The sequence below is a fragment of the Pseudomonas sp. CGJS7 genome (genome assembly GCF_036961695.1).
In genome coordinates, this window is sequence record NZ_JBAMDI010000124.1 from 1 (window position 1) to 11,866 (window position 11,866).

13 protein-coding genes are annotated in these 11,866 nt (G+C 66.9%); 10 read left to right on the forward strand and 3 right to left on the reverse strand.

The window, feature by feature from the left end; genetic code table 11:
- The first annotated feature begins 148 nt into the window (after positions 1-148).
- The 10 genes from V7787_RS42565 to V7787_RS42610 all read left to right on the forward strand — a co-directional run bounded on the left by V7787_RS42565 (position 149) and on the right by V7787_RS42610 (position 9,375).
- Positions 149-544, forward strand: coding sequence for a diacylglycerol kinase (locus V7787_RS42565; protein WP_336093648.1), 396 nt, complete (start codon positions 149-151; stop codon positions 542-544).
- A 145-nt stretch (positions 545-689) separates the two neighbouring features.
- On the forward strand, positions 690-1,421 hold the full coding sequence (locus V7787_RS42570) for a TerC family protein (RefSeq protein ID WP_442965359.1): 732 nt from the start codon (positions 690-692) through the stop codon (positions 1,419-1,421).
- Between the two features lie 151 nt (positions 1,422-1,572).
- On the forward strand, positions 1,573-2,199 hold the full coding sequence (locus V7787_RS42575; RefSeq protein ID WP_336093650.1) for a LemA family protein: 627 nt from the start codon (positions 1,573-1,575) through the stop codon (positions 2,197-2,199).
- 52 nt (positions 2,200-2,251) lie between these two features.
- Complete coding sequence (locus tag V7787_RS53220; protein WP_442965358.1) at positions 2,252-3,202, forward strand: TPM domain-containing protein; 951 nt, start codon at positions 2,252-2,254, stop codon at positions 3,200-3,202.
- On the forward strand, positions 3,202-3,693 hold the full coding sequence (locus V7787_RS42585; RefSeq protein ID WP_336093651.1) for a TPM domain-containing protein: 492 nt from the start codon (positions 3,202-3,204) through the stop codon (positions 3,691-3,693). Before V7787_RS53220 ends, V7787_RS42585 begins: the two co-directional genes overlap by 1 nt.
- Before the next feature lie 522 nt (positions 3,694-4,215).
- Positions 4,216-5,127, forward strand: a complete 912-nt coding sequence (gene lgt / locus V7787_RS42590; protein WP_336093652.1) for a prolipoprotein diacylglyceryl transferase — start codon at positions 4,216-4,218, stop codon at positions 5,125-5,127.
- 3 nt (positions 5,128-5,130) lie between these two features.
- Complete coding sequence (locus V7787_RS42595) at positions 5,131-5,925, forward strand: thymidylate synthase (protein WP_336093653.1); 795 nt, start codon at positions 5,131-5,133, stop codon at positions 5,923-5,925.
- A gap of 10 nt (positions 5,926-5,935) precedes the next feature.
- Positions 5,936-6,604: a hypothetical protein gene (locus V7787_RS42600; RefSeq protein ID WP_336093654.1), complete on the forward strand. Its 669-nt coding sequence runs from the start codon at positions 5,936-5,938 to the stop codon at positions 6,602-6,604.
- 184 nt (positions 6,605-6,788) lie between these two features.
- On the forward strand, positions 6,789-7,295 hold the full coding sequence (locus V7787_RS42605) for a dihydrofolate reductase (RefSeq protein ID WP_336093655.1): 507 nt from the start codon (positions 6,789-6,791) through the stop codon (positions 7,293-7,295).
- 127 nt (positions 7,296-7,422) lie between these two features.
- On the forward strand, positions 7,423-9,375 hold the full coding sequence (locus V7787_RS42610) for an acyl-CoA synthetase (RefSeq protein WP_336093658.1): 1,953 nt from the start codon (positions 7,423-7,425) through the stop codon (positions 9,373-9,375).
- 380 nt (positions 9,376-9,755) lie between these two features.
- Here the strand turns inward: V7787_RS42610 and V7787_RS42615 are convergent, their stop codons facing one another.
- From V7787_RS42615 to apaG, 3 genes are read right to left on the reverse strand one after another with little or no spacing between them, the layout of a single operon-like run.
- A complete protein-coding gene (locus V7787_RS42615) occupies positions 9,756-10,448 on the reverse strand; it encodes a DUF1287 domain-containing protein (RefSeq protein WP_336093660.1) in 693 nt (230 codons plus the stop codon).
- Between the two features lie 9 nt (positions 10,449-10,457).
- Complete coding sequence (locus V7787_RS42620) at positions 10,458-11,360, reverse strand: symmetrical bis(5'-nucleosyl)-tetraphosphatase (RefSeq protein ID WP_336093662.1); 903 nt, start codon at positions 11,358-11,360, stop codon at positions 10,458-10,460.
- Between the two features lie 13 nt (positions 11,361-11,373).
- Complete coding sequence (gene apaG / locus V7787_RS42625; RefSeq protein ID WP_336093663.1) at positions 11,374-11,757, reverse strand: Co2+/Mg2+ efflux protein ApaG; 384 nt, start codon at positions 11,755-11,757, stop codon at positions 11,374-11,376.
- Positions 11,758-11,866 lie beyond the last annotated feature (109 nt).

The following is an 11,866-nucleotide window of genomic DNA, read 5'->3' on the forward strand; positions in this document are numbered from 1 at the left end:
AAATCACCGGCTTGTGGCGGCCGCCGGCCGTCGTCGCCCGGCCAGCCCCGGCCTCCGGATCGAGAACGCCAGCCCATGCCGACCTCCCCGTCGTCCCCGACCGCGCGCCGCGTCGCCGCGGCTTCCGCCCTGACCACGGTGCGCCGGCATGGCTGACGAATACGGGCATCTGCCGCGCGGCCCCGGCCGCATCCTCAAGGCGGCGACCTGGTCCTTCCAGGGCCTGCGCGCGGCCTGGCTGCACGAGTCCTCGTTCCGGCTGGAGGTCTATCTGTTCCTGGTGCTGGCGCCGGTGGGCTGGTACTTCGGCGCCACCGGGGTCGAACGCGCGCTGCTGATCGGCTCGATCCTGCTGGTGCTGAGTGTGGAATTGCTCAATTCCGCGGTCGAGGCGGTGATCGAGCGTTACGGCCCGGAATTCCACGAGTTGGCCGGCCGGGCCAAGGACATGGGCTCGGCGGCGGTGTTCGTGCTGTTGATGAATGTGCTGTTGGTGTGGGCCGCGATTCTCGGCCCGCGCCTGTGGCAACGCCTGATGGGCTGAGTGCGGCAGACAGTCGCATCGTCCATCCAAGAGCGGCGCCCGGCGCCGCTCGATCCGGGCCGCCGCCGCGGCGGTCCGAACCGCCCGCACTGCCGGTGCCGGCGCTCGTTATCCATCTTGAGGTAAGCCGTACGTGACTGACGTGATATCCCTACTCGCCGATCCGCAGGTCTGGATCACCCTGATTACCCTGAGCGCGATCGAAATCGTGCTGGGCATCGACAATCTGGTGTTCATCTCGATCGCGGTCAGCAAGCTGCCGTTCGATCAGCGCGAAAAAGCGCGCAAGTTCGGCATCGCGGTGGCCTGCATCACCCGTATCGCGCTGCTGCTGACCCTGGCGTGGCTGGCCGGTCTGACCAGCGATCTGTTCACCGTGCTCGGCCAGGGCATTTCGGTGCGCGATCTGGTGCTGATCCTGGGCGGCGCGTTCTTGCTGGTGAAGGGCTCGATGGAGATCAAGGACCTGATCGCCGGCGAGGAAGATTCCGACGACGTGCACACCAAGCCGGCGGCGTCTTTCATGATGGTGATCGCGCAGATCGCGGTGATCGACATCGTGTTCTCGCTGGACTCGGTGATCGCCGCGGTCGGCATGGCCAACCACACCCCGGTGATGGTCGCCGCGATCCTGTTGGCGGTGGGCGTGATGCTGCTGGCGGCCAAGCCGCTGGGCCACTTCATCGACAACAACCCGACCATCAAGATGCTGGCGCTGGCGTTCATCGTGCTGGTCGGCATCTATCTGATCGCCGACGGCGTGGAAATTCATATTCCCAAGGGCTACATCTACGGCGCGATGGGTTTCTCGGCGCTGGTGGAATGCCTGAACCTGTGGGCGAAGAAGCGCGCGCTGCGGCGGGTGACCGTCGAGTAAGCCGCCGCCCAGGCGTTGCATTCTTGAAAGGCCGGCGAGCGATCGCCGGCCTTTTTGTTGTCCCGCGCCCGGCACGACGGACGCCGTCGTCACGCGCCCTGGATAGGGCCGGTGCTGCAATGCCGCCGTCATCCCGTGGGAGTGCCGCGCCATGTTCCGTGCCCTGATCGTGCTTGCCCTGACCGCGCTGCTCAGCGGCTGCGGCTACAACACCATCCAGCAGAAAGACGAAGCGGTGACCGCGGCCTGGTCGCAGGTGCTCAACGTCTACAAGCGCCGCGCCGATCTGGTGCCCAATCTGGTCGCGACGGTGAAGGGCTACGCCAGTCACGAACAGCAGGTGCTGACCCAGGTGACCGAGGCGCGCGCCAAGGTCGGCAGCATCAACGTCAACGCCAACGATCCGGCTTCGCTGCAGCAGTTCGAGCAGGCCCAGGGCGAGTTGCGCGGCGCGATCGGCCGTTTGCTGGTGGTCAGCGAAAACTATCCGCAGCTCAAGGCCGATCAGAGCTTCCTGAGCCTGCAGACGCAGCTGGAAGGCACCGAGAACCGGATCACCGTCGAGCGCCAGCGCTACATCGGCACGGTCCAGGACTACAACACCTTCATCCGCAAGTTTCCGACCAACCTGACCGCGAAGATGTTCGGTTACGCGGTCAAGCCGAACTTCACCGTGGAAAATCCGGCCCAGATCCAGGAAGCGCCGAAGGTCGATTTCGGCCAGCCCGCGCAACCGGCGCCGGCCAATCCGCCGGCACCGGCACCGGCGCAGGGCTGATCGCGCGCAGATGCCGGCGATCCCGGCACCGCCGTCGACCGTGGGATGCCGCTTGCGTCGGTGTCTGACCGGCGTGTGCGCGGCCGTGCTGGCGTTGGGGTTGTCGGTCACGCCGGCGTTCGCGCAGAACGGCGCGCAACCGCTGCAATCGCCGCCCGACAGCTCGGCGCCGAGCGCGGTCGCCGACACCGCGTTGGGCGAAGCGAAGATTCCGCCGCTGGATTCGCCGGTGGTCGATACCACCGGCACGCTCGACGCCAACGCCCGCGCCGGCCTGGATGCGCAGGCGCGCGCGCTGGCCCAGCGCAAGGGCGCGCAGTTGCAGATCCTGATGGTCTCCACCACTCGCCCGGATGAAATCGAGCCGTATGCGGTGCGCGCGTTCGAACAATTCAAACTCGGCCGCAAAGGCGTCGACGACGGCGTGCTGCTGGTGGTGGCCAAGGACGACCGGCGCGTGCGCATCGAAGTCGGTTACGGCCTGGAGGGCGCGATCACCGATGCCCAGGCCGGACGCATCATCCAGGAATACATCGCGCCGCGGTTTCGGGTCGGCGATTACGCCGGCGGCTTGAGCGAGGGCAGCGCGATGCTGGTCAAGCTGATCGACGGCGAGCCGCTGCCGGCGCCGCTGGCCGGTCCGCAGGCCGCCGCGCGCGGTTTCGCCGGCGAGGATTGGGTGGTGGCCTTGTTCCTGGCGGTGATGGGCGGCGGCTTCGTGCGCGCGCTGCTCGGGCGGGTGCCCGGGTTGGTGCGCGGCGCGATCGCCGGCGCGGCGATCGGCGGCATCGCCTGGTTGATCTCGCTGAGCTGGTTTTCGATCGGGCTGGCCGCGGTGGTGGGTCTGCTGTTCGCGATATTCGGCCGGGCCGGCGGCGTGTACGTCGGCGGTGGCGGCGGCAGCTACGGCGGCGGAGGCGGTTGGGGCGGTGGTGGTGGAGGCGGCGGCTGGTCGGGCGGTGGCGGTTCCAGCGGAGGCGGCGGCGCCTCGGGGAGTTGGTGATGCGGCTGCTGCGGCATTTGTTCGCGCCGTCCTCGCGACGGCTGTTTCCCGAGGCGAGCCTGCAACGCATCGGCGCGGCGATCGCCGCGGGCGAGGCGCGTCATCGCGGCCAGTTGTGCTTCGCGGTCGAATCGCGCCTGAGCCTGCGCGAATTGCTGGACGGCCGCGACGCGCGCACCGCCGCGCTGTCGGCGTTCGCCCAACTCGGGGTTTGGGACACCGCCGGCAATAACGGGGTGTTGCTGTATTTGCTGCTGGCCGATCACCGCATCGAGATCGTCGCCGACCGCGGCTATGCCGCGCGCATCGGCGACGAACGCTGGCAGGCGGTGTGCGAAGGCATCCAGCAGGCGCTGGCGGCGGGCGAGGCCGAAGCGGCGGTGTTGGGCGGGATCGCGGCGTTGTCGGAGATCATCGCCGAACAATTCCCGCGCGCCGGCGGCACGGCGGGCGAGGGCAATGAGCTGGCCGACAGGCCGGTGCGGCTGTGATCGGTCGCTGATCGAAGCGCGGCGCTGGCTCTTCGCGATTCCGCAAAAGCCGAAACCATCCACCCGTCATTCCGGCGAAAGCCGAACCCCACCACGCCGTCATTCCGGCGAAAGCCGGAATCCATTTTGATTTTGCCTTTGCCTTCCAGCTTAAAGCCGCCGCCAAAACAGCCCGGCCTCGCCCGATAGAGGAGCAAAGTCAAAATGGATTCCGGCTTTCGCCGGAATGACGGGACGTGGGGTGCGCGTATGACGGGCGGTAAGAGGCGCGAATGGCGGGCGGTAAGCGGCGCAAACAACGGGCGGTTAGTTGTGCGGTTTGTTCGTGGCCGCTGAGCAAAGCCAACAAACCGCCCCCAGCCAAGCCCGCCGCCACCCACCCGCCGCAGCCCGACCACACCCCATCGCAACCCCCGCTGAAACACAGCGTCCGCCGCCCCCCAGCGGCCGCAACCGGCACCCCCGCTGGGGGCGGCCTGGGGCACAATAAGACGGTCATCCGCCCCCGAGCCGTCCCGCCGCATGACCATCCTGCATCAGATCGATCCGATCGCGCTCCATCTCGGCCCGCTGCAAATCCATTGGTACGGGATCATGTACCTGCTCGGCTTCGTCGCCGCGTGGTGGCTGGGCCGGCAGCGCGTGCGCGCCGGCCGCCTGCCCGGCGTCAACGAGCAGGCCTACGGCGACTTGCTGTTCTTTTCCATGCTCGGCGTGGTGCTCGGCGGCCGCATCGGCTATGTGTTTTTCTACAACTTCTCCGAGTTGCTCAAAGATCCGCTGATGCTGTTCCGGATCTGGGAAGGCGGCATGAGCTTCCACGGCGGCCTGCTCGGGGTGATGGGCGCGGCCTGGTGGTGGGCGCGCAGCCACCGCACCCACTTCTTCGACGTGATGGATTTCGTCGCCCCGCTGGTGCCGCCGGGCCTGGGCTTCGGCCGCCTGGGCAATTACATCGGCGGCGAGTTGTGGGGCAAGTACACCGGCGGCGGCTGGGGCGTGATCTTCCCGCGCGCGCCGGACTTCGCCAATTGGAGCACCGAGCAACTGCAGGCCCAGTTCGCCGCCGGCGCGCTGGATCGTTACGCGCGCCATCCCTCGCAGCTGTATCAGGCGGCGCTGGAAGGGCTGGTCATGTTCGTGGTGCTGTGGTGGTTCTCCAGCAAGCCGCGGCCGCGTTATGCGGTCTCGGGCATGTTCGCGCTGTTGTACGGCTGCTTCCGCTTCCTGGTCGAGTTCGTGCGCGTGCCCGATGCGCAGATCGGCGATCACGGTTATCTGGCCTTCGGCTGGCTGACCATGGGCCAGGTGCTGAGCACGCCGCTGATCCTGCTGGGCCTGTTCTGGCTGTGGCTGTCGACCCGTTCGCCGACCCTGCAACCGCAGCCGCCGAGCGCCGACAATCCGCCCGCTTCCGCGCCGGCGAAGGGCTGAGCCATGCAGCAATACCTCGACCTGCTCCGTCATGTGCTCGAACGCGGCACGGAAAAATCCGACCGCACCGGCACCGGCACCCGCAGTGTGTTCGGCTGGCAGCTGCGCTTCGACTTGAACGCGGGATTCCCGCTGGTCACCACCAAGAAGCTGCACCTGCGTTCGATCGTGCATGAGCTGCTGTGGTTCTTGAAGGGCGAAACCAACATCGCCTACCTCAAGGACCACAAGGTCAGCATCTGGGACGAATGGGCCGACGATGCCGGCGAACTCGGCCCGGTCTACGGCAAGCAATGGCGCCGTTGGGCCGGCGCGGACGGCGTGGAGATCGATCAGATCCGCTGGGTGATCGATGAGATCAAGCGCAATCCCGATTCGCGCCGATTGATCGTCAGCGCCTGGAACGTGGCCGATCTGCCGCAGATGGCGCTGATGCCCTGCCATACGATGTTTCAGTTCTACGTCGCCGACGGCAAGCTCAGCTGCCAGTTGTATCAGCGCAGCGGCGACATCTTCCTCGGCGTGCCGTTCAACATCGCCAGCTACGCGCTGCTGACCCACATGGTGGCGCAGGTCTGCGGCCTGGGCGTCGGCGATTTCGTGCATACCCTGGGCGATGCGCATCTGTACTCGAATCACTACGAGCAAGCGCGCGAGCAACTTGTCCGGACGCCGCGCGCGCTGCCGACGCTGAAGCTCAATCCGCAGGTGAAGGACATCTTCGGTTTCAGCTTCGAGGACATCGCCATCGAAGGCTACGACCCCTTGCCGGCGATCAAGGCGCCGGTGGCGGTTTGAGGCCGGTGCGATGACGTCGGTACGTTCGATCTCGCGCGTATGCTGGGTCGTGGCGCTGGCGTTGGGTCTGAGCGCATGCATGCGCCCGGACCAGGAGCTCGCGACCGCGCCGCAGATCGCCGCCACCGAGGCCGCGGCGCAAACCGCGCCGGCATCGTTGCCGACGCCTCCGCCGGCCGAACCGGGCGTACGCGCCGAAGCGGTCGCCGAGCCTCCCCCGGCCGGCGACAGCGCCGCCGAAGCGGCGCGGGCGTTCTATCGGATGCACCTGCAGCTCAGGGCCAGCGGCTTGCCGGTCGGCGAAGACCTGGCGCGCTATCGGCCGATGCTGTCCAAGCGCTTGCTCGCGTTGATGGGGCCGGCCGCGCGCGAACGCGACCGGATGATCGCGCAGGAGCCGGACCTGAAGCCGCCCTTCATCGAAGGCGATCTGTTCACCAGCTTGTTCGAAGGCGCGAGCGAGTTCGAGCTGGGCCAGCGCAAAGCGTTGGGTCCGGATCGCGAGACGATGGAGATCGAGTTCAGCTACACCGAAGGCGGGCAGACCTCGCGTTGGAAAGACCGGGTAACGATGCTGCGCGAGGACGGCCGCTGGAAGCTCGACGACGTCGAATACGGTGGCAGCTGGGATTTCGCTACGCGTGGACGTTTGTCGGATTCGCTCAAGCAAATCGATTGATGGCGGCCGACAAAGCTGCGCTCGTTGCCGCTCATCATTCCGGTCGAGCCTGGCAATCACCACCCCGTCATTCCGGCGAAAGCCGGAATCCATTTTGACTTTGCTCCCACCAGTCCGGTTAAAACCGCTTGCCCAGCCGGACCAAGACCGCCGATCGCCGCCGCCGTCGCTTAAGGAGTCGCCCATGACCCGCCTGGTCCTCATCGCCGCGCTCGACCGCAACCACGCCATCGGCCGCGACAACGCGCTGCCCTGGCGCTTGTCGGACGATCTCAAGCGCTTCAAGGCGCTGACCCTGGGCAAGCCGCTGCTGATGGGCCGCAAGACCGCGCAATCGCTGGGGCGCGCGTTGCCCGGGCGCCTGAATCTGGTGCTGACCCGCTCCGGCGAAGTGCCGTTCGTGGGCATGCAAGCGGTGGGCTCGACCGAACAGGCATTGCAGCGGGCCCAGGCCGAGGGCGCCGACGAGCTGTGCGTGATCGGCGGCGGCGAGATCTACGCGCTGTGCCTGGCTTCGGCCGCGCGCATGCACCTGACCCGGGTCGACACCGAGGTGGAAAACGCCGACGCGTTCTTCCCGCGGTTCGACCGCGACGAATGGCGAGTGGAATCGCGCCAGTCGCATGCGGCCGATGAGCGCAACGAATTCGACTTCGAATTCATCGACTACGTCCGCCTCGGCATGGATTGAGCGCCGCGGCGCTCGCGCCCGGCGAAACTTGAAGCCGGTTGCGATCCGGCCGCGGCGATTGCGGCACAGTGGCGCGAACACGGGCGGTCGCGAACCCGCGGCCGCCCCCACGACGGGGTGGCGGCGCATGAGCGGAGTCGGGTCTCTACGCGATATCGAAGCCTTGGAACGCACGGGCTTGCCGGAATTGCCGGCGAGCACGCTGGAGATGATCGCCCGCGGCGCGGCGATCGATCCCGCCGCGCCGGCCTTGTCGTTCTTCCTGCGCACCGACGAGCACACCCGCGCCGAATCCTGGAGCTACGCCGAGCTTCTGCGCCAGATCCATCGCAGCGCCAACGCCTTCCATGCGCTCGGCGCGGATCGCGACTCGGTGATCGCCTACGTGCTTCCGAATCTGCCCGAAACCCATTTCACGCTGTGGGGCGGCGAGGCCGCGGGCATCGTCATGGCGATCAATCCCTTGCTCGACGCCGAAGCGATCGGCGCGCTGCTGGCCGAGGCCGGCGCCAGCATCCTGGTGACCTTGGCGCCGTTCCCGGGCGTGGATCTGTGGCAGCGCGTGTGCAAGGCCTTGCCGGCGGCGAGCGGCCTGCGCCATCTGTTGTTGATCGATCTGGCCCGGCACGTGCATGGCCCCAAGCGAATCGCCGCGCGCCTGCTCGGCCGGCGCGAGCGCTGGCGTCTGCACGGTTGGGGCGGCTTGCGCGGCGCGGTGCCGGCGCGGATCGAGATCCACGATTTCGAAGCCGCGTTGCGCGCGCGCCAAGGCGAACGCCTGGATAGCGGCCGGGTTATCGAAGCCTCGGATCGCTCATCGTATTTCTGCACCGGCGGCACCACCGGCCTGCCCAAGATCGCGATGCGCACGCACGCCAACGAAGTCGCCAACGCCTGGAGCGCGGCGCGGTTTTTCGGCGAGGGCTTGAGTTCGAACAAGAACCTGTTCTGCGGCTTGCCGCTGTTCCACGTCAACGCGGCGATGGCGACCGGTCTGATGCCGTTCTCGCAAGGCGCGCACGTGATCCTGGGCACACCGCAGGGCTACCGCGGCGAAGGCGTGGTACCGCGGTTCTGGGAACTGGTCGAACATCACCGCATCCATTTCTTCAGCGGCGTGCCGACCTTGTACGCCGCGTTGATGCAGGTGCCGGTCGCCGGCCGCGACGTGTCGTCGCTGGAATACGGCCTGTGCGGCGCGGCGCCGATGCCGGTGGAAGTGTTCCGCGGGTTTCAGGAGCGCACCGGGCTGAAGATTCTGGAGGGCTACGGACTGACCGAATCGACTTGCGTCAGCAGTTTGAATCCGCCGTTCGGCGAGCGCCGGATCGGCTCGATCGGTTTGCGCTTGCCCGGGCAGCGGATGAAGGCGGTGGTGCTGGATGAGGCCGGCGCGTACCTGCGCGATTGCGCGGTCGATGAAGTCGGTACGGTCGTGGTCAGCGGGCCCAATGTGTTCGCCGGTTACAAGATTCCGGCGCAGAACCGGGACGTGTGGATCGACAGCGGCGATGGTCTGCGGTGGCTCAATACCGGCGATCTGGGCCGGCAGGATGCGGACGGTTATTTCTGGCTGACCGGGCGGCGCAAGGATTTGATCATTCGCGGCGGCCACAACATCGATCCGGCGTCGATCGAAGCGCCACTGCATCGGCATCCGGCGGTGGCGATGGCGGCGGCCGTGGGACGGCCGGATGCGCATGCGGGCGAGGTGCCGGTGGCGTATGTGCAGTTGCAGGCCGGCGCCCGCGTCGAGGAAGGCGCGTTGTTGGCGTTCGCGCGCGAACAGATCGGCGAACGCGCGGCGGTGCCGCGTGCGATCCATGTGCTGGATGCGTTGCCGTTGACGCCGGTGGGGAAGATTTACAAGCCGGCGTTGAAGCAGCGTGAGATCGCTGATGCCTTGGGTGAAGCGTTGCGCGATGGCGGTGTGGGGACGCAGTCGGTGACGGTGCGCGAGGATGGGGCGCGCGGCACGGTGGTGCAGGTGCGTTTGCGCGATTCGGCGCAGGGCGATGAGGCGGCGCGGATTTTGGGGTTGTTTGCGTTCGCTTTTGAGTTGCACGGCGAGGAAGCCTGAGCGCCCGCGCGCAAATCGTTGCCCCCTTTGAAAAAGGGGGCGAGCGCCCGGCGTAAGCAAGAAGCCAGGTGACTCGATAGCGCGGGGGATTTGCTTTGCGGTTACGCGGCGATCTGAGGCAAATCCCCCTTAATCCCCCTTTTTCAAAGGGGGAGAGCGGTGGTGGGATTCGTTGTTCGCCGAGTGATGGCTCAGGAGTCCGGCGCGTCAACCGGCGCCCCCTTTGAAAAAGGGGGCGGGCGCCCGGCGCAGGCAAGAAGCCAGGTGGTTCGATAGCGCGGGGGATTTGCTTTGTGGCTGTGCTTCGATCTGAAGCAAATCCCCCTTAATCCCCCTTTTTCAAAGGGGGAGAGCACTGGAGGGATTCGTCGCTCACCGGACTATCGGCCGGTCACCGCCGCGGCCGGCGTCAACACCGGCCGGTAATGTCCAGTGATCGGGTAATCGAACAACGCGTCATCCTCCTGCGTCCCGCGCGCGATGTTGTGCAACACCAGCGGCCGCCGCCGATCCCACGATTTGCGATCCGAAACGATGCCGATATGCGGCAGATTGCCGGGCAAATTCCAAGTAACCAGATCGCCGGGCCGATAGTCGTCGGCGCTCTCGCTGACCGGCAACGACCAACGCTGTCGCTCGAACCAACGCCGCAAGTTCGGCACCCGACGATGATCGATATTGCGGTCGGTCGAACTCGCCCGCCACGTAGTCGGGTAACTGGCGAAATTGGCGCGCATGTCCTCGTGCACGCTCTGCTGCAGGTCGATGCCCTGCGTACGCAACGCGCGAATGACCACATCGGTACAAACGCCACGGTCGATGGCGACATCGCCGCCGGGATAGGCCAGCCGCACGTACGCCGGATCGTAGTAACGCGTCACCCCGATCTGCGCGCGCGCCGCGGCCACCAGCGGCGGCGAAGGCGCCGCATCCGGTTGCGCCGCGTTCGTCGGCGCAACGCGCGCATCCGGCGAGGGTTGCGTAGGCTCCTGCGGCGCGCGCGAACACGCCGCCGCCGCGAGCGTCAGCGCGATAACCTGGGTGCGAACCAGTCGCGGCCATCCGTGGCGCATGTCCTGTCCTCAGGGCGCCGGACGCGGCGGGCGTTGCGGCTGTTGCTGTTGTTGTTGCGGTCGCGGCGGCCGCGGCCGTGGCGGTTGCGCGGGCACGTCGCGGCCGGGTACTTGCACCAGCCGCAGCTCGTCGGTGTCCAGTTGCAGCGCGCTGAGCTTGCCGCCCCAGACCGCGCCGGTGTCGATCGCGTGCACGCCATGGCCGATGAACAAACCCAGCGTCGACCAATGCCCGCACACGATCTTCAGATCGCGCTCGGCGCGGCCGGGCACTTCGTACCACGGGTACAGGCCGACCGGCTGCGTGCCCGGGCTGCCCTTGTCTTCGAACGCGATCCGGCCGCGCGGCGTGCAGTAACGCAGGCGGGTGAAGATGTTGATGATCGCGCGATGGCGGTCGATGCCGGCCAGCTTGGGATTCCAGGCCGGGCGGTCGCCGTACATGTTCTTGAGCAAGCGGCGGTATTGATCGCCGTGCAGGCGTTCCTCGACCTCGCGCGCATGGCGCTCGGCCATGGCCGTGGTCCACTTCGGCGCCAGGCCGGCGTGGACCATCATCCAGCCGAGTTTGCGGTCGGCGTGGACCAGCTTTTGCATGCGCAGCCAATCCAGAAGCTGCGGGCCGTCTTCGGCCAGCACGATGCGCTGCAAGTCCGGATTGACCTTGCGCTTCTCTTCCTCGGTGCGTTGGCCGATCGCCAGCAGCGACAGGTCGTGATTGCCGAGTACGGTCACGCTGCACTCGCGCAGCGAATGCACCAGCCGCAGAGTTTCCAGCGATTGCCCGCCGCGGTTGACCAGATCGCCGCAGAACCACAGCTGGTCTTGCGCGGGGTCGAAGCGGATTCGTTCCAACAGACGCTGGGTTGCGTCGTAACAGCCTTGCAGGTCGCCTATTGCCCAAACGCTCATACGGTATCGGCGCTCAGTGCAAGGTACGCGGGATGGTCAGGGTGAAGGTCGGAACCGGCGCGTCGAACTGGGTCCCGTCGTCGGCCACCATCGCATAGCTGCCTTCCATCGTCCCCAGGCTGGTTTCCAGCACGGCGCCGGAGGTGTATTCGAAATCGTCGCCCGGACGCAGCCAGGGTTGTTCGCCGACCACGCCGTCGCCGCGCACTTCCTGCACCTTGCCGTTGGCGTCGGTGATGACCCAGTGGCGCGAGATCAGCCGCGCGGGAGTCTTGCCGGCGTTGCGGATGTGGATGGTGTAGGCGAAGACATAACGGTCCTGCTCCGGCTCGGATTGATCGTCCAAGTAACGGGTGGCGACGTCGATATCGAAGACGTAGTCGGGCGAGCGGTTCATGGCGGCAGTTTAAGCAAAGCGGGGATGAAGCGGGAATGAGTCTTGAAAATAACGGATTGCGCGGTGCGAACGGGCAATCGATCGCGGAATGGGCCGGCGGTGGCGCAGT

Coding starts and splice junctions, on each gene's coding strand:
- V7787_RS42585 (WP_336093651.1), top strand. CDS start 3,202: ATGCGGCTGCTGCGGCATTTGTTCGCGCCGTCCTCGCGACGGCTGTTT.
- V7787_RS42600 (WP_336093654.1), top strand. CDS start 5,936: ATGACGTCGGTACGTTCGATCTCGCGCGTATGCTGGGTCGTGGCGCTG.
- lgt (WP_336093652.1), top strand. CDS start 4,216: ATGACCATCCTGCATCAGATCGATCCGATCGCGCTCCATCTCGGCCCG.
- V7787_RS42620 (WP_336093662.1), bottom strand. CDS start 11,360: ATGAGCGTTTGGGCAATAGGCGACCTGCAAGGCTGTTACGACGCAACC.
- V7787_RS42565 (WP_336093648.1), top strand. CDS start 149: ATGGCTGACGAATACGGGCATCTGCCGCGCGGCCCCGGCCGCATCCTC.
- V7787_RS42615 (WP_336093660.1), bottom strand. CDS start 10,448: ATGCGCCACGGATGGCCGCGACTGGTTCGCACCCAGGTTATCGCGCTG.
- V7787_RS42610 (WP_336093658.1), top strand. CDS start 7,423: ATGAGCGGAGTCGGGTCTCTACGCGATATCGAAGCCTTGGAACGCACG.
- V7787_RS42595 (WP_336093653.1), top strand. CDS start 5,131: ATGCAGCAATACCTCGACCTGCTCCGTCATGTGCTCGAACGCGGCACG.
- V7787_RS42605 (WP_336093655.1), top strand. CDS start 6,789: ATGACCCGCCTGGTCCTCATCGCCGCGCTCGACCGCAACCACGCCATC.
- V7787_RS42575 (WP_336093650.1), top strand. CDS start 1,573: ATGTTCCGTGCCCTGATCGTGCTTGCCCTGACCGCGCTGCTCAGCGGC.
- apaG (WP_336093663.1), bottom strand. CDS start 11,757: ATGAACCGCTCGCCCGACTACGTCTTCGATATCGACGTCGCCACCCGT.